At 54.5% G+C, this 18,478-nt stretch carries 12 protein-coding genes and 1 pseudogene; 11 read left to right on the forward strand and 2 right to left on the reverse strand.

Annotated features, from left to right (window positions below; all coding sequences use genetic code 11):
• Positions 1–1,807, reverse strand: a 1,807-nt coding sequence (locus tag HNQ92_RS09410; RefSeq protein ID WP_184173467.1) for a VWD domain-containing protein, incomplete at its 3' end; no start/stop codon positions are given.
• Positions 1,808–2,701: 894 nt separating this feature from the next.
• On the opposite strand from HNQ92_RS09410, the gene HNQ92_RS09415 reads away from it, so the two are divergent.
• From HNQ92_RS09415 to HNQ92_RS09445, 8 genes and pseudogenes are all read left to right on the forward strand, one after another.
• Positions 2,702–4,492 (forward strand): sensor histidine kinase, encoded by a 1,791-nt coding sequence (locus HNQ92_RS09415; protein WP_184173468.1) that lies wholly within the window; start codon positions 2,702–2,704, stop codon positions 4,490–4,492.
• Entirely contained in the window at positions 4,489–5,247 is a 759-nt protein-coding gene (locus tag HNQ92_RS09420) for a LytR/AlgR family response regulator transcription factor (protein ID WP_184173469.1), read from the forward strand. Before HNQ92_RS09415 ends, HNQ92_RS09420 begins: the two co-directional genes overlap by 4 nt.
• A gap of 96 nt (positions 5,248–5,343) precedes the next feature.
• A pseudogene (locus HNQ92_RS29160) lies at positions 5,344–5,511 on the forward strand (LytTR family transcriptional regulator DNA-binding domain-containing protein); the annotation flags it as partial.
• Between the two features lie 207 nt (positions 5,512–5,718).
• Complete coding sequence (locus HNQ92_RS09430) at positions 5,719–8,001, forward strand: S9 family peptidase (RefSeq protein ID WP_184173470.1); 2,283 nt, start codon at positions 5,719–5,721, stop codon at positions 7,999–8,001.
• Positions 8,002–8,016: 15 nt separating this feature from the next.
• Positions 8,017–9,756 carry a DUF885 family protein gene (locus HNQ92_RS09435; RefSeq protein ID WP_184173471.1) on the forward strand — a complete coding sequence of 580 codons (1,740 nt, stop codon included), beginning with the start codon at positions 8,017–8,019 and terminating at the stop codon, positions 9,754–9,756.
• Positions 9,753–9,878, forward strand: a complete 126-nt coding sequence (locus tag HNQ92_RS28920; protein ID WP_281380722.1) for a hypothetical protein — start codon at positions 9,753–9,755, stop codon at positions 9,876–9,878. Before HNQ92_RS09435 ends, HNQ92_RS28920 begins: the two co-directional genes overlap by 4 nt.
• Before the next feature lie 112 nt (positions 9,879–9,990).
• Positions 9,991–11,547, forward strand: coding sequence for a sodium:solute symporter family protein (locus tag HNQ92_RS09440; protein ID WP_184173472.1), 1,557 nt, complete (start codon positions 9,991–9,993; stop codon positions 11,545–11,547).
• 44 nt (positions 11,548–11,591) lie between these two features.
• Entirely contained in the window at positions 11,592–12,524 is a 933-nt protein-coding gene (locus HNQ92_RS09445) for a dihydrodipicolinate synthase family protein (protein ID WP_184173473.1), read from the forward strand.
• A gap of 88 nt (positions 12,525–12,612) precedes the next feature.
• Here the strand turns inward: HNQ92_RS09445 and HNQ92_RS09450 are convergent, their stop codons facing one another.
• Positions 12,613–13,599 (reverse strand): acyl-ACP desaturase, encoded by a 987-nt coding sequence (locus tag HNQ92_RS09450; RefSeq protein WP_184173474.1) that lies wholly within the window; start codon positions 13,597–13,599, stop codon positions 12,613–12,615.
• A 133-nt stretch (positions 13,600–13,732) separates the two neighbouring features.
• On the opposite strand from HNQ92_RS09450, the gene HNQ92_RS09455 reads away from it, so the two are divergent.
• From HNQ92_RS09455 to HNQ92_RS09465, 3 genes are all read left to right on the forward strand, one after another.
• Positions 13,733–14,491, forward strand: a complete 759-nt coding sequence (locus HNQ92_RS09455) for a lysophospholipid acyltransferase family protein (protein ID WP_184173475.1) — start codon at positions 13,733–13,735, stop codon at positions 14,489–14,491.
• Between the two features lie 208 nt (positions 14,492–14,699).
• Positions 14,700–17,801 (forward strand): PAS domain S-box protein, encoded by a 3,102-nt coding sequence (locus HNQ92_RS09460; protein ID WP_184173476.1) that lies wholly within the window; start codon positions 14,700–14,702, stop codon positions 17,799–17,801.
• Between the two features lie 237 nt (positions 17,802–18,038).
• Positions 18,039–18,437, forward strand: coding sequence for a hypothetical protein (locus tag HNQ92_RS09465; protein WP_184173477.1), 399 nt, complete (start codon positions 18,039–18,041; stop codon positions 18,435–18,437).
• Positions 18,438–18,478 lie beyond the last annotated feature (41 nt).

Below are 18,478 nucleotides of genomic sequence, written 5' to 3' on the forward strand. Positions count from 1 at the left end.
TCTGAGTCGCGCCGATGGTACTGCCCGGCGTGGAGGTGCTGCAGTTCTTGTCAGGATTTACCATCAGAGCTACCGCCCCGACTGGCTCGTCGTTGGATGGAGCTCCGTCGGTATTCAGTTGCAGCAGATTAGTTCTCTGTGACTGGTTTTGGGTCGTTAAAGATTCCTCAATCCAATCAAGGCTTCCAGTAACTGCAACGTCAAATATACACGCGCTAAGATAAGGCTCCTTGGTTACACCACCGTCCATACATGCTTTCCTGGCCCATTCTCGTCGCTCAGTGGTAAATGTCGGAATCGATTTAGGATAGTCTAGAACCGTGTAGATGGCCGTGGATTCTCCTGCCTGATAATGGAATAATGAAGAGCTTTGAGTCACACGCCATGCCTCAGGAAGCACGGGGTATATTCTTTCAAATGGTAACCGTAGCGAAAAGTTATCTTCCTTGAGGTCAGAGATGTCAATTATTTTGTTGTCTTTGAGTAAAAGGTCGTTCTTTGGATTACCGTCATAATTGCCAAACAATCCCACTATTTTACCTTTTCTGCTTTTATTCAGTGTTATCCTTGGATGATTCCCATGCATTCGTACAATATCACCCCACTTACTAACAACTTTGACTCCCCTTCCGTACCGACTATCTTCGTAAGAAATTGTTCCCCCACCTTGTAGGGAGATGGTGGTAAAATTCGAGTTCTGTCGAGTTCCATTGATAAAAAGTCCAGCATTTGTATTTGAGATCACGTCACCTCCGGTTTGAATCGCAATACCATTGTTAAATGAGAATACGCCACCATTTGATCCTATATATCGTACCTGCACTTCAAAGTTATCGGTCAATGATTTTGCTGCCACAAATTCTCCCCATGCTTGGAAATCGTACTTCAATCCATCAAAAGTTATCAGATGTGGATCGCCCCAGCTTTCCGCAGGATCCTCTTCGTCGTCAGGGTTGTCCTTGCACTCGGCATCCCATTCGTCGAAATTTTCAGCGTCAGCAGCAATTTGTAGGCAAAAAGGTAATGGAGGAAGAGGAAGTGGAGGTACTGGCTCATTCGGATCTCTATCGCAATTATAAATAGTTTCAACAATCTGGTCTGCGTTCTCAGAGCAGACCAGGATTATCGTTGCAGTTGCTACAATCGTACAAACTGGGCCGAGAGCGGCTCCTAAGAGAGGCACAAGGAACTCCAAGGAACAGATCGTTGCGAACAACGTTATAGTTGATGCTATACAAACAGTAAATTTTACCCATGCTACGACCTCCTTCCAAGTACATCTTAAACTAGAAATCCTGCCATTCGAAGTGCCATTCTGACTCAACGTCTTTATTAACAGTAGCATGTCGTCAGAAATCTTCACTGTCTGCTTCGGGCCCGCAGACTGATTTGTCAACATGTCAACTGCTTCTACTGCTAAAGTCCCACTTGTTAGGTTATAGTCAGAAAACGAAAGCTTTCGTAGCGCCCCTTCCGAGCGCGCTATTAGATCGGTAACCAAACCTTTGCTGTTAATCTTAATGCAAAAAGAAGCCTTCAGTGTCCTATTGTGGAGGAATATGCTGTCAACCGTAATTAAGCTCCCATCTGTCGCCTTTCTCCCATAGGCCATCACTATTTCATTCTCGGAGAAGTCCTGGATGACCATTCCCGCCTTGGTTTGACCCGACTTCAACTCCCAGTGATTTAGTTTGTCAAAGATTGTCTCTCTCTCTTCTGGTGCAGGATTCTCAACCTTGGATTTGTCCTTACAAGAGTTTAAAGAAAATACTGTGAGAAAGAAAATGAATAGAAGAAGTCTTTTCATGATTGGATTGATTTAATAGGGTATGGCAAAGTAGGTCAAGTGTGAGATACTAACAGCAATTTAATTTGATGTGATTACATAAGGTTACAAAAATTTATCGCCTGCATTTAAGCCTTTGTTGGTGTTTTCACCAACGACCCTATCAGTCTGGTTCCGCCGGAGTTTCCGGTACGGGCTTCTCACAGGCCTAGCCTGCCAGAAGAATGGCCGCCAAAAGCAGCCTGCTCCTACTTGCTTCATCCGACATAAAAGATTAGAATAAAACGTATATATGGGCGCCTTTGGTCGCACCGACGACCGGTTTATTACCAGCTCTGTCAGTAATCCTCCATACAGTGGGTTAGAAAACCAAAGTCATCGTGTTGGCTATGGTAGAATCGGTACGACGAATACCAGTCCCCCCTGGATGTGAGGCCAAGTTCCGGGCTGCCTGCAAGGGGTTGTTGTGAAGGTAGGTGAGCTTTTGCTCCACGACTTTTTTGACCCGCTGATCTTCCACCAAAAAGCGCACACTGTCTACAATAAGCTGTTTGTACTTATCAGGTAGCTGGCGTTTTTCCACCACAGAATCGTAGCCGTAAAGAACTGGAGGTAAAGTAGATGCATAGGCAGCCGCGGTTGGTCAGGATTTTTGGTTGTTAGCAGGCATGAATTAGTCTGAAAGCGTATGTTTTATTTGTTGGTGAAGGCGACAAAAACGACAACAATTACCCAAAAAGCCAACCACCACACAATCACTTCTTTCCGAATCTCGGAAAAAATCTTTTGAAGGCCCGATTTTTCCTTGTGAAGCCACTGGCCTGGGCCGCTTTATTTACTACATTTGGTGAGTAGGTACAGCAGCGGCAGCGGGAGGGTTTCCTCATCTTATACACGCTAACTATCTTTCGGTCCATGCTCCCTTCAATCCTTTCCACTAGGTACTTTTTCTTCCTTCTCCTCGCTTTACCGGGGTATCTTTTTGGCCAGGCACAACCTGCGACCACTCCCTCCTCAAGCCCCGAGCGATTACAGAAGGCTCAGGAAGCCGAACAACGAGCACGAACCGAAAATGACTCGACGCAGCTAGCCGAAGCTTACTATCTTTATGGCAAAGCCTATGCTATAGCTGGTGACTTTCCCACCTCGCAGCGCTATTTTCTACAATCGCTTCGCATTCTGGAACCTCGTGGCGACTCCTTTGAGGTGGGAAGGCTCTACCTCCGGCTAGCTGAAAATGAAAGCCGAAGGGGTAATAAGCCAAAAGCCTGGCAACACGCTTTGCACGCCGAGCAGGTTCTTCTCCATATTGGCTCCGAGGAAGGGTTACATAAAGCCTATGGTGTATTGGGCCAGCTTTCGGAGCTGACGAGCGATAGTACAGGTCAGCCCGACTACAACCGTTCTCTGACTTACTACCGAAAAACAGAAAGGCTAGCTTACAAGCTTAAGGATACCCTTGGCATGGCCGATGTCTGGCTTAAACTAGGCAATTTGCTCTCGTTTCAGCGTTCTACAGAGGCCATTCCGTACCTGATGAAAGCGCTGGCTGTATTCCGGACTAAGCAAAAAGAAACCAGCTATGCCTATACCCTAATCGCCTTGTCTACGGCCGACATCCAGCAAAAACAATTTGGCCGTGCCTGGCAGGCCCTGCAAGAAACCGAGCAATTAATGCCTCGTTTTCCGGCCGAATACGATATGGCACAGGCCCTCGACCAAGCATTCTTAGGCTATTACGTAGAAACAATGCAATGGCAGGAGGCTTACGAGCGAATGATAAGACTTCAGACTAGAAAGGATATTATTGGGGCTATTCAACGCGACAACCTCATCAGCCGACTGAACACGGAGTTTGAAACCCAAAAGAAAGAAGCCGCCCTGGAAACACGAACCCGGGAGCTGGAGCTAAGTACTCAAAACCAACACCTGCAACGCTGGTTTATCATCACGCTGTTCCTGCTCTTTGCCCTGACTCTGGTCATAAGCTTTATCTACTTCCGGCTCAACCGCAAGAACCAACGCATCAGCCAGGTGAACGCCCAGTTGGTAAAGGAGCAGAGCCACCGCATCAAAAACCACCTGCAGATGGTAGCCAGCCTGCTCAACATGCAGTCGCGACGGCTGTCGGACGGCTCGGCCAAAAAAGCCGTCACCGAAAGCCAGCTCCGGGTACAGTCCATCGCGCTGCTGCAGAGGCAACTGTACGATGGCCAGGGCGTGTCCGAAGTAGATCTCGATGCGTTTGTTACCGAACTGGCCACGTCGGTGCTTAGAAGCTGTGGCTATTCCTATTGCCAGACGTCCTTCCACCTGGAGCAGGTTCGCCTCGGGGCCGATCAGGCCATCTCCCTGGGCCTAATCCTGACCGAACTGATCACCAATGCCTGCAAGTATGCCTTCCCCAACCACGACTGCCCCGAACTACGCATCAGCTGCCAGGTCAAAAATAACCGGCTTCATGTGACAGTCGTCGATAACGGACCGGGACTAGCCAAACCCATCCGCTTGTCGGCTTTAGAGCCCGCTTCGGGCGGCTCGTTCGGCATGCAACTCATTAAGATGCAGGCGGAGCAATTACTGGCTACCTTTGGTTTTGCCGGGGAAGAAGCGAACGGAGCCGACAAAAATATGGTAAACACCACGACAACGGCCCGGTCCACCGGACTAATCTTTCACCTTGACTTTCCCATGAGTACACCATGAACCTACCAAAGATACTCATCGTAGAAGACGAAGCCCTTACGGCGACGGATTTGAAAGAAACTCTGCAAGAAGCCGGGTACCTCATTACCGGCATTGCCCGTACCTCCCAGGAAGCCGTGGCGCTCGCGACGAGTAATCCGCCCGAACTCGTGCTCGTGGACATCGAGCTACGGGGCTCGCCGCTGGATGGCATTTCTACTGCCCAGGAGCTTTTGCAACTCTACCGGATGCCGGTTATCTTCCTGACACAATACGACGACCGTCTTTTGTTTCGGCGGGCCAAGGAGATCTTGCCCGCCGCCTACCTGCCCAAGCCCTACACCACCGATACGCTCCTGCTACAAGTGGAGCTGGCCTGGCACAATTTCAGGCACACCACCCATCTCCCGCAGGATCACCCCCTACCCGATAGGGTGTTTTTACGAACCAAGAAAGGCTTCGAAAAAGTGTATAAACAGGATATCGTCTATTTGGAAGCGGATGGCGTTTGCTCGGATCTGTACCTGATGGATAAAAGTGACCGGCTTACCCTCTCGCTGGGGCTGTCCTACCTGGAATCCTACCTACCCGACGCCTACTTTTTCCGCCTGTCGCGCTCCTACCTGATCAACCTCCAGCACGTAGAAAAACTGGACACTCACTATGTGTACCTAAAAGGCTGTGAAAAAGAGTCGCTGTCGATTCCCCAGGACAATAAGAAAGAGCTAATGAGGCGCCTCAATGTAATCCGGGGCGGGAAAGATTCCCCCCGCTAAGCGGAGTGCCGCCCAGCGTAGTCTCCGACTGGGATTCTGGAATTGAATCTGACTAGCGTTTTTAATGCAATGAAGAAGTAGGTACTTGAAGAAAAGCTCTCCGACGACTTTTTCTTTCGTCTCTCTCGTACCTTCATGATTAATCTATTCTATGTAGTGAGTCTGGACGCAAACTATCTTTACTTACAAGGTTACGAAAAGAAGCCTATCCAAATACCTCAAGACCGTAAAAAGGAATTGATGAAACGCCTCAATTTGCTTTAAAAGTACCTAGAATAAGAAATACCCTCTTCACCAATATTCACCCGCCAGCTCCACTGCACGGCGCGGACTAGTCAAAATCGGTCAAGAAGGCGTTAAAAGCGACGAAGAATATATTCGCTCGGAGAGGTACTTTTACCTAGCCGGAAAAGGTACTTTGCCGCATTTTAGGGCCAATGCCCGGCCCGGCCTCCTTTACACTACCTGCCTATGAACTACCACTACCTCCTTGGGCTGCTCCTGCTGGGCAGCTTTGCGGCGCAAGCCCAGAAAAAACCGCTCCCCCCTTACCAGCCTACCGCCCAGGAAGTGTCCGCCGCTTACCAGCGCATGGCGCGACTGGATTCACTCACCAAAGGTACCGTGTACAACATGAGCGTGGAGCCGCACTGGCAGCCCGACGGACGGTCGTTCTGGTACCGCAACGTGCTGCGCGACAGCCTGGCGGAGTACTGGTACTACGATAGTCGCCGGGAGCGAAAAATCCGGCCCTTCGACGCCCAGAAGCTCGCCGTGGCGCTGACGCAGGCCACGGGTCAAAGTACCCCCGCCAACCGACTGGCCATTACCGACCTCTACTTTGATCCGAAAAACGATAGCCTGTACCTGGAAAAGGACGGCCGCTGGTACCGCACCGACACCACCCGCTATGCGCTGGAGAAAGTACCCAAGCCGGGTTTTGAGGTACCTCAGGAAGTAGGCTGGACCCGCCCGCGCAGCCGCTGGTGGCACCCCCGCCCCGACAGCCTCTCGCCCGACCGGCAGCAAAAAGTATTTGTCCGGCATGGCAACGTCTTTATTGGTTCGGCCAAAGACCCCAAGAAGTACCACCAGCTCACCCGCGACGGCAACGACCAGAAACCCTACGGCGAGCTGAGCTGGTCGCCGGATGGAAAGTACCTGGTAGGCTACCGCATCAACCCGCAGCCGGAGCGGGAGGTGAGCTATATTCTCACGTCGCTGCCGTACACCACCCGCGGGGAGGTACGTACCCGCGGCTACGCTCAGCCCGGCGACGAGTTCACGAGCTACGAGCCCTACGTTTTCAACCTCACCGACACCACCGTACGCAAGGTACCTGTGGACGTCATTGATTTCTTCGGGCCGCCGCAGCTCCGTTGGCGCGAAGGAGGGAGGTACTTTACCTACGAAAAGGTAGACCGCGGTCACCAGCGTTTCCGCATCATCGAGGTGGACGCCCATACGGCTACTGCGCGCGACGTCATCGACGAAAAAACCGAAACCTTTCTCTACGAACGTCGCCTTTATACCCACTACCTGCCCGCCACCCGTGAGATCATCTGGTCGTCGGAACGGAGCGGCTGGCGGCACTTGTACCTGGTCAACGAAGCGACGGGCCAGATCACCAACGCCATCACCCAGGGCGAATGGGTGGTGCGGGAGGTCGATAGCGTGGATACCAAAAAACGGGAAGTGTGGTTTCGGGCCAGTGGCATGAATCCCGGCGAGGATCCGTACCACGTGCATTACTACCGCATTGGCTTTGACGGGAAAGGATTGGTGCGCCTCACGCAGGCTAACGGTACCCACCAGCTCACCTTCTCGCCCGACCGCACCTACTACCTCGACACCTACTCGCGCGTGGACAGTCCGCCGGTGACGGAGCTGCGGCGCACAGCAGATGGTACATTGCTGCAAATCCTGGAAAAAGCCGACGCCACCGACTACCTGGCGCTGGACCTGCCGCTACCGACCATTTTCACCGCCAAAGGCCGCGACGGCCAGACCGACATCTGGGGCATCGTGTACCGCCCCAGCCGGTTCGATCCAAAGAAGCGCTATCCGGTCATTGAGTACATCTACGCGGGGCCGCACGATGCCCACGTACCCAAGAACTTCCGGTACTACGGCGAAATGCAGAGCATGGCCGAGTTGGGTTTTATCTTGGTACAAATCGACGGCATGGGTACCGCCAACCGCTCCAAGGCTTTTCACGACGTATGCTGGCAAAACCTGGCCGACGCGGGCTTTCCCGACCGCATTGCCTGGATGAAGGCCCTGGCCGCCAAGTACCCCTACGTAGACACGACGCGCGTCGGCATTTACGGTACCTCGGCCGGGGGGCAAAACGCCCTCGGGGCGCTGCTCTTTCATCCGTCTTTTTACGACGCCGCCGTGTCGGCTTGCGGCTGCCACGACAACCGCGTGGACAAGCAGTGGTGGAACGAGCAATGGATGGGGTACCCGGTGGGCCCGCATTACGAGGCGCAGTCGAACGTGACGCACGCGCACAAGCTCCGCGGCGACCTGCTGCTGATCGTGGGCGAAGCCGACACTAACGTGCCGCCCGAGTCGACCTACCGCGTGGCCGACGAGCTCATTAAGGCCAACAAAGATTTCGAGCTGCTGGTGGTACCGGGCATGGGCCACAGCGACGGAGGTACCTATGGCCGCCGCAAGAAGCGCGATTTCTTCGTCAAAAGCTTGCTGGGTACTTCACCACCCGCCCGCAATCGCTCCGTCATACCCTAAACCAAACGCCTCCTCATGCACCCTCTTCGCTCGTTCCTAAGGTACCTTTTGGGCAGCTTATGCCTGCTTCCGCTCTCCCTGGGGGCCCAGGTACCCACCGACCTCTACCTCCAGACCAGCGACGTCAACGATCTACTAACGCACTACAAAGCCGACCGCGGCAACCTGCGGCGCTTCTACTTCGTGGACAACTCGCCCGAGGCCCGGGAGCGTTTTCGGGTACTTCACAACGACTACCTGGCCCGGCTAGGTACCTTGGACTACAACCGCATGAACGTTGGGAGCCGGGTGGACTACCTGCTCCTGAAGCGCGACCTCCAGGACGCCCTGCGGCAGCTGACCGTCGAGGAGCAGGAAATGGCGAAGCTGCAACCCTGGTTTCCCTTTGCGGATAAAATCTACGAAATCGAAAAACAACGGCGGCGCGGCACCACCCTCAACGCTCCCGAAGTGGCCCAGACGCTCAACGACATCAACCAGCAGTTGATCCAGCTCAGGGAAAAACTCGCTCAGGAAAAGGGGCTGGAAGCCAACCTCGGCTTTCGGGCCGTAGGTACCACGGAAGGCCTACGCAAAGCCTTGAAAAGCGTATACGAATTTTATAACGAATACGACCCCGCCTTTTCGTGGTGGGTACCTACCCCCTACCACCACACCGACAGCCTGCTGGCTTCGCTAGGTACCTTGTTGAATAAAAAAATTGAGGCCGGTCCGTCGGGCCAAAAAGACCCCAGCGGCATTGTGGGCCGTCCCGTGGGGCGCGAGGAGCTCATCCGGCAACTGCAGTACGAAATGATTCCCTACACACCCGAAGAGCTCATCGACCTGGCCAACCAGGAGTTTGCCTGGTGCGACCGCGAGCTCCTAAAGGCCTCGCGCGAGATGGGCTTCGGCGACAACTGGCGGCAGGCCATGGAGAAGGTGAAAAATACCTACGTACCCGCCGGGAAACAACCCGAGATGATCATGGGGCTGTACAACGAATCCATGGAGTTTCTGAAAAAACACGACTTGATCACCATTCCTCCGATCGCCGAAGAAACCTGGCGAATGATCATGATGACACCCAAGCGGCAGCTCGTCAACCCGTTTTTTACCGGCGGCGAGGTACTTAGCATCTCCTACCCTACCCAGGGCATGGCCCACGACGACAAGCTCATGAGTATGCGCGGTAACAATCCGCACTTTTCGCGCGCCACGGTACACCACGAGCTCATTGCGGGGCATCATTTGCAGTTTTTCATGAACAACCGCTACAAAACCTACCGCGATTTCCGCACGCCCTTCTGGACCGAAGGCTGGGCGCTCTACTGGGAGCTGCTGCTCTGGGACCTGGGCTTTCCGCAGTCGCCCGAAGACCGCATCGGGATGCTCTTCTGGCGCTCGCACCGCTGCGCCCGGATTCTCTTTTCGCTCAACTACCACCTGGGCCGTTGGACGCCCCAGCAGTGCATCGACTTCCTGGTCGACCGGGTGGGCCACGAGCGCGCCAACGCCGAGGGGGAAGTACGCCGCTCTTTTGCGGGCGGCTACGGGCAGCTCTACCAGCTCGCCTACCTCACGGGCGGCCTGCAACTGTACGCCCTCAAAAAAGAGCTCGTTGACAGCGGTAAGATGACCTACAAGCAGTTTCACGACGCCGTCATGCACGAAAACGCCCTGCCCATCGAGTACCTCCGCGCCATCCTGACCAACCAGGTACTTCCGCCCCACTACCAAACGTCCTGGCGGTTTTATGAGGTTAAACGCAAATGAATAAAAGCAAGCTAGGGTACTTGGCGCGGTCAGCGCCCAGCAACGCCAAGTACCCCCGCGAACTAGAGACAGAAGCCGATTCTAAAAGTACCTTGCGAGGTACCCTGGAAGTGCTTTTCTAAAAAAATACAGGAAAGGAAGGAGCCCTTTGCGGTAACATTGGAGTAATACAGGAGGAAAGGGACCCTGCTCCCGCTCCGCCACCATACCTCCGTGCTAACCTTACCTCGTTGAATGAATCATTTACCCCTGCTCGACATCGCCATCATCGGGCTCTACCTGCTTGCCATGATGGGGGTGGGCGTTTATTTTGCCCGCAAAGGAAAGACCGCCGACTCCTTCACCAAGGCCTCGGGACAGATCCCCGGCTGGGCCATCGGGCTTTCTCTGTTTGGTACTTTTCTGAGTAGCAATACCTTCCTGGGTGTGCCGGGCAAAGCCTTCGGCAGCAACTGGAACTCCTACGTATTCAGCCTGTCGCTGCCGCTGGCGGCCTGGATCGCCGCCCGGTACTTTGTGCCTTTTTACCGCCGCATCGGGGGCGTGTCGGCCTACGAGCACCTGGAGCACCGCTTCGGGGCCTGGGCCCGTACCTACGCCGTGGCTTGTTTTTTATTAACCCAAATGGCCCGCACGGGCTCCATTTTCTTCGGTATTGCGCTGAGCCTGCAGGCCCTGACGGGCTACGACATGGCTACCATCATGCTCGTGACGGGCGTGTGCGTCACGTTTTACACCGTACTGGGGGGCATCGAGGCGGTGATCTGGACGGACGTAATGCAGAGTATCCTGCTCATCTTTGGGGCGCTGCTGGTACTGGTGCTGGTGCTGATAGGCATTCCGGGCGGGGTAAGTACCGTCGTGGAAGCAGGTATGCAGGATGACAAATTCAGCCTCGGCAGCTGGGCTCCCGACTTCACCTCGGCTACCTTCTGGACCATCCTGCTCTACGGGCTATTTATTAATTTGAATAACTTCGGGATTGACCAAAACTACGTGCAGCGCTACCACACCGCCAGCAGTGAGCGGGAAGCGCACCGCTCTTTGTGGCTGAGCGTGAAGGTGTACGTGCCGGTTTCGCTGCTCTTTTTTATCATAGGTACCTGCCTGTACGTGTACGCCCAGGTACACCCCGACTGGCTCGACGTGGTACGGATGCGCGTGGCCAGCGAGCGGTTGCCTGGTGTCACGGATGCAGCCCGGCTGAGCCAGGAGGCCGCCAGCCTCACCGCCGCCGACCTGGGCGACAAGATCATGCCGCACTTTATCGTAACCAACATTCCGGTGGGGCTTACGGGCCTGCTCGTGGCGGCTATTTTGTCGGCAGCCATGAGTACCATCAGCTCCAACCTCAACAGCGCCGCTACGGTGTTTCTGGTGGACCTTTACCAAAGGTACTTCAACCGCGCCGCTACGCCCGAACGCTCGCTGAGGGTACTTTACCTGGCTACGGGCGGGGCGGGCCTGCTGGGTACCATCGCGGGCATTTCCATGATTGGTGTAAGGAGTATCCTGGATGTGTGGTGGGAGCTATCGGGGATTTTTGCCGGGGGTATGCTGGGGCTGTTCGTACTGGGCATGGCTTCCCGAAGGGCCAACAACCAGGCTGCTTTCATCGCGGTCATTGTGGGCATTCTGATCATCATCTGGCTCACGTTCTCCAAGCTTTTACCCGCCCACCTGGAGTTCCTCCGCAACCCGCTGCACGTCAACATGACCATCGTGGTAGGTACCTTGAGTATTTTCCTGGTGGGCTTACTTGTGAGCCGGTTTCGCAAACTACCTAGCTAATTCATTCTCGTCATAACCTATTAAGAAACAGATCGTATTTCGCTATGAGTACCCCAAAAAAAGGACTGATTCCGGTCATGGTTTTACCCCGGAAGACAAACGGCACCATTGACTACTACACCCTGGATGCCTTCGTAGATTTCTTCCTCGATGCGGGCGTGATGGGCCTCTTTGCCAATTGCCTCTCCACCGAGATGTACTTTCTCAACAACGAAGAACGCCTCGCCCACACGGCCCGCGTGGTGGAGCGCGTCAACGGCCAGATCCCCGTCGTGGCGACGGGTACTTTTGAAGGTACTGTAGCCCAGCAGGCCGACTTTTGTAAGCGGATCTACGACACCGGCGTGGAGGCCGTGGTGGTGATCACGAGCCAGATGGCCCAGGCCCACGAGAGCGACGAGGTATTTCTGGCCCGCATGGAGGAGCTGCTCGCGCGCACGGGCAACATTCCGCTGGGCTTTTACGAATGTCCGCTGCCTTACAAGCGGCTGCTGTCGCCCGCTATTTTGGCGCAGCTCCTACCCACTGGCCGCCTGCACTACCACAAGGATACGTCTTGCTCGGTGGAGGACGTGAAGCAAAAGCTAGACGTCATCAAAGGTACTTCGTTTCGCTTCTTTGACGCCCACCTGCCCAACGCCCTGGCCTCGCTCCGGATGGGGGCCGACGGACTCTCGGCCATTGCCGGTAACTCCTTCCCGGAGGTACTTACCTGGCTCTGCGAAAACTACGACCTGCCCGAGCGCCAGGAGGACGTCGAATGGCTCCAGCAGGAACTTACCGACACCAACGCCCTCATTCACCTGGCGTATCCCGTCGGGGCCAAGTACTTCCTGCAGCGCCGTGGCCTGCCCTTCCAGCGGTTGAGCCGCACCCACACCCCTGACCTCACCGACGCCGAGCGCATCCAGTTCGACGGTTTGTTTGCGCGTTGGGAAAGCTGGTGCGAGCGCCTGGGCATCACCGTCCAGATTTAATTTTTTTGTAAAGCTACCTTCAACAAAAAAACTACCTCCCTTGGCGGGGAGGTAGTTTTCGTTTTTTCGGCTAACCCAAAAAGTACCTTTAGCGAATCCAGCTAAAGGCGTACTCCAGCTCAGGTACCTTGGTGCGGTCGGCGATGCGCCGGAGCCGTGCCGGGAGCGCCATGAGGTAGTCGCGGGCGCGCTCGGCGCCTTCGCTCAGGTCACGGACGTCGCCGATGTTCCATTCGAGCAGCAGCGAGTCCAGGATGTCGATGTAGTCGTTGGTGGTGTACACGCCCAGGCGCTGAGCGGCGTCGGAAAAGTGAGAGAAGGTAGCACCCATTTTCACACCCGTTTCGCGCAGGAAGTGCGCTGGCATCACAATTTTCTTCTTCATCATATCTTCCAGGGCCAGCATCATCTCGGAGGGATCTACCTCAAAAATGCGGCTCACAAAAGTCTTGTAGGCCTTGGCGTGGCGCATTTCGTCGGACGCAATGACGCCGCAAATTTTGGATAAATGCGGGTTGCCGTACTTCTTGGCCAGCGTGGCCGTGCGCCGGTGCGACACGTTGGTGGCCAGCTCCTGAAACGAGGTGTACACGAAGTTGCGGTAGGGGTCGCGCCCGGTACCGATGTCGAAGCCGTCGGAAATCAGGTACTGGGTCGAGACCTCCATCTCGCGCATGTTCACGCGGCCCGAAAGGTACAGGTACTTGTTGAGCAGGTCGCCGTGGCGGTTTTCTTCGGCGGTCCAGCTGCGTACCCACTTCACCCAGCCCGACTCCGGCTCTCCTACCTGATCAACCCCCACCACATCCATGAGCCACGACTCGTAGGTAGGCAGAGCTTCTTCGGTGATGGTGTCCCCAATCAGGACCGCCATGTAGTCGTAGGGTAGGTCACGGCAGCTTTCCTGCAGTAGTTTTACCTCCTGCACAAAATTCTCCTGCGAGAAATCCGGCAGCATGTCGGCGGGTTGCCAGTATTCCTCAACGGGCCTGAGGTATTCCTCAATGAGCGAATCCAGTCTCTTGCCTATAAACTGCATCACTTCTAATCTAAGTGCCGATAGTTCCGTTTGCATATAGTAACCTATGTAAAATAAATAATCCGTAATTTTTACAAAGAACGGGATTCGGGAAATAAGATACGCAAAATATATATCATTTCGCAATCGAACGGCTTTTCTTGTATTTTTGCAAAAAACTGGACTCCGCATGAAAAGAATGCTTGACTACTTTCTGAGTAGCCTCTATATGCTTTACTTTGGTTTGTTGCTGCTTCTCTTTCATGTCTATCAAGTCATTGCTTTCAATTTTTTTGGCAAAAAAGCCCACCGCCGCTCGGTGGATCAGTTCAACTACTTCCTGACCGTAGGCTGGTACATGACGGGCGCACGCATCAGCTTCCGCTTCCGTACCGAGCTCCCCACGGACCGTCCCCTGATCTTCACGCCCAACCACCAAAGTACCTTCGACATTCCGCCCCTGATTTATTACTTGCGAAAGTACCACCCCATTTTTGTTTCTAAAATCGAACTCGCCCGGGGCATTCCGAGTATTTCGTACAACCTGCGCAAGAGCGGCGCGGCCCTCATCAACCGCAAAGACGGCAAGCAGGCCATTATGGAAATAGCCCGCCTGGGCAAGCTCATCCAGGAGCACAACTACTCCACCGTGATCTTCCCGGAAGGTACCCGTACGGCCAGCGGTACCATGCGCCCTTTTGCCGCCGGAGGGATTGCGACCCTGCTCAAAAAAGCCCCCGATGCGCTGGTGGTACCCGTAGCCATCCAAGGTACCGGCCGTTTCAATCCCAAAGGCCTGTTCCCCCTGACCGCCTTCTCGAGCCTCTCCTGGACGGTGCTCACGCCCATTGAGCCCAAAGGACTTAAGCCCGAAGAAGTAGTGAAGCTGGCTCAGGAAGCCATCCAGGAGGTACTTGACGCCGCAGAAGGCCACGGCGACAGGGCCTGATCATCTCCTGTCTTTTTCCGAAATCCCGCCCTTGGCTGCTTATTTAGGCAGCTTCCCCTGCCCTATGCCCAAAGCCCGAAACTCCCCTTGGGGCGAAGCTCGGTGGCTTTTCTTCGCCTGGCACGAAAAGACTCAAAAAGTACCTTTCATCCGTGAATTAAAAATCATTATTTTTGTTACTTGTGCCTATTCTCAGCCAGCATTACGAATGCCCTACTCTATACAAGACCCGGCTACGGCCAACGAGCGGTTTAAACTGCTCGCCAAAGCTACCCACGATTCCATCTGGGACTGGAATTTACTGACCAATCAGGTATGGTGGAACGAAGGCTTTGGTACCATGTTTGGCTATCGGCCCGAGGACATTGGGACTGGCCCTGAGTCCTGGACCGATCGTATCCACCCCGAAGACCAGGAACGGGTACTTTGCAGCATTCACGCCGTCATTGAGCAGGGCAGCACCAATTGGTCGGAGCACTACCGCTTCCGCCGGGCGGATGGTACGTACGCTTATATCCTGGACCGTGGCTATACCATTCAGGAAAATCAGCAGCCGGTGCGGATGGTGGGCTCCATGATGGACGTGACCGAGCTGGTGGAGCTGCGCAAGGAACGCGCCGAAAGTGAACTCCGTACCCAGCTGGCCTTGCAGGCCGCCGGCATGGGCGCGTGGAGTGTATTCCCGCTCGAAAACCGGGTAATCCTGGACGCTCATTGTCAGAAAATCTTCAACTGGCCCAGCCCGGAAGTACCTCTGGACGAAGTACTCAGCTGTATTCATCCGGACGACGCGCCGCTGATTTTGCGGGCGCTGAGAAGTACCTTCCGGCCCCGCCAAAGTACCCCGGCCATCATCGACTACCGACACATTGGTCCGCTCGATAAAAAGACCAAGTGGATACGGCTCAACGGCAGCGTCTATTTTAATGAACAGGGCGTCGCCGACCATTTTACCGGCACCGTGCGGGATATTAGTGAGGAAAAAAGAAAAGACGAAGCGCTCCGGAACATCGAGCGGCGGTTTCAGACGGCTTTTGATAACGCCGCCATGGGCATTGCCATTTCGGCATTGTCGGGCAAAATCATTCTGGTCAATAAAGCCCTTTTTACGATCACGGGCTTCACGCAGGAAGAACTTTACAACGAAAACTACGAGACCATCACCCACCCCGACGATATCGTCCGGAACCGGGAAATCCTGGATACGCTGCGGGAAGGTAAGGCGTCTTCCTGCCAATTTAATAAACGCTACATCCGCAAGGATGGAAAGGTAATATGGGTAAGCCTCAACGTTACGCTCATTCGAGGAGTTGAAGGAGAGCCGGATAGTTTTTTTTCAATTATTCAGGATATTACGGACGAAATCCAGCTTCGTGAGGAGCAGCGAAAGCTCCTGGTACTGGTAGAAAACAGCGTGGATCTGATGTCGATCCTGGAGCTCGACGGCCGCAACTCCTACCTCAACCGATCCGGCATGGACTTGCTGGGTTTTGAAGATAAAGAGCAGGTACTTACGACCCCCATTTCGGAGCTGCATACGCCGGAAGATCACGCCTTCGTAGAAGAAAATGTACTTCCAACAACCCTGCGTACGGGGCGCTGGTCGGGCCGGATGGTGGTACGGCACCGCCAATCCGGCGAACGAATCCCCGTCTTTAACAACTGCCTCCGGATCGACGACAGCCTGACGGGCCAGCCCATCGCGGTGGGTGCCATCATGCGGGATTTGCGCCCGGACATTGCCAGCCAGCAGGAGCTGGAGAAAAGCGAGAAGAACTTCCGCGCCATGATTGAGCAGGCACCGATGGCCATCGGGCTCCTGCGTGGCAAGGATCTGGTGGTGGAGTCGGCCAATCAGCTGATCCTGGAGGTCTGGGGCAAGACCGTCGACATCATAGGCCTGCCCATCCGGGAAGCCCTGCCCGAGATCCTCGGGCAGGGCTTCGTAGAACTCCTGGAAGGCGTCTACCACACAGGGGCCTCCCACTTTGGCTACGAAACGATGGCGCGTCTGTACCGAAATGGCCAGATGGAAGATGGGTACTTCAATTATGTCTATGCCCCCGTGCGCGAAGCCGATGGAACCGTGAGCGGAATCATGGTCGTGGCTACCGAGGTAACCCAGCAAATCCAGGCCCGGAAAGACCTTTTGGAAAGCGAACATCGCTTCAAGCTACTAATGGAGGCCATTGCCCAAATGACCTGGACCAGTACGCCGGAGGGAGAAGTTGATTTTTACAATCAGCGCTGGTACTCCTACACCGGCCTCACGTTTGAAGAAACCAAAGCCTGGGGCTGGCAGGCGGTAGTCCACCCCGACGACCTGCCTCACACCCTGGCCATGTACCAGAAATCCCTGGCATCGGGGGATCTTTTTTTGGTAGAAAACCGCTACCGCCGCGCCGATGGAGAATACCGCTGGCACCTGAACAGCGCGCTTCCCCTGCGCGACGAGCAAGGTACGATCACCATGTGGGTAGGTACCGCCACCGATATTCATAACCAGAAACAGGTGGAGGCCGAGCTGGAAAAGCGCGTAGCCGAACGCACCGAAGAACTCCGCAAACTCAACATCTCGCTGCAACAGTCCAACCAGGAACTGGAGCAGTACGCCTACGTGGCCTCACATGACCTCCAGGAGCCGCTGCGCAAAATACGTATCTTCTCCAACCTGCTCTACGACTTGCCTACCTTGCCCGACGAAGTAAAAAATAAGCTTTCCAAAGTAATCAACTCGTCGGAGCGCATGACGTTATTGATTCAGGGGCTGCTGGAATACTCCCGGCTGCTGAAGTCCGAAACACAAACGGTATCGACAAACCTTAGCCAGATCCTCAAGAATGTAATTACTGATTTTGAACTGGCCATTGAAGAAAAACAAGCCCAATTGAATATAGAAGAACTACCTACGCTGGAAGCCATTCCCCTGCAAATGAACCAGCTCTTCTACAACCTGTTGAGTAATTCCCTGAAATTCATTCAGAAAGACGTCAAACCGTACATTTCCATCCGTGCCCGGCTCCTCAGCCCGCAAGATTTGCAGCAATACAAACTAGCCCAAACCGACCGATCGTACTACGAGATTACGTTTAGCGACAACGGTATCGGCTTCGACTCCCAGTACAGCCAGCAAATCTTTGAAGTATTTAAGCGGCTCCATACCCGCCAGGTATATCCCGGCTCGGGCATTGGCCTGGCGCTGTGCCGGAAGATTGTCCAAAACCACCAGGGGCTGCTGCTCGTAGAATCGGAATTGGGGAAAGGTACCGTGTTTCGGATTGTCCTTCCTGGCCAGCAAGCCGACTTGTAGGTACTTTGCGCCCATCTCGCCAGGTACCTACCTACTTCGTTCGTAGTGGAGAGAAAGCAAATAGCAAGCGATAAGTACCTTATCGTCAGTAACATTTATTTAAATTCAGCAATCTTCCTCCGGTACCTTCCGGCGCCCCGGCTCGCCCGAGCCAGGCATTAACAATCATTAACATATAGGGATTTAAACCCAGGCCCCCGGCGCTCCTCTAACCACCGAAACCCAAAAAAAGGAGCCATGAAAAAATCACTCATTCTATTAGCCATGATGGCTCTCACCGTGACGGGAGCCTTTGCCCAAATGAAGCGTAGCCCTTATTCCAGCCGCGACTATGAGCGCCGGCAAAGCTACCAGATTAATGAGTTAAAAAGAGAAGCCCGTGACCGCATCTCGTACGGCGTCCAGAGCAGAGCCCTGACGCGCCGGGAAGCCAACCGGTTCATGGGTGAGTACGAGCGGATTCAGCAAAGAGAGCGCCAGTACCGCAGCCGGGGTGGCCTTTCGCCCCGCGAGTCGCAAGAGCTGGTGAATTCCCTGGAGCGGTTGGTAGTCAATGTTCGCCGCGAAACACACGACGGGCGGCGCTCCAACGACCACCTGGCCAACCGCCGGTACGGTCCCCGCTCGGGCTATTAGAAAGATATTAAAGAGCATAGTTTAGTTGAAGGTTTAGGGTA

The organism is Rhabdobacter roseus, assembly GCF_014202275.1.
In the GTDB taxonomy this organism is placed as follows: domain Bacteria; phylum Bacteroidota; class Bacteroidia; order Cytophagales; family Spirosomataceae; genus Rhabdobacter; species Rhabdobacter roseus.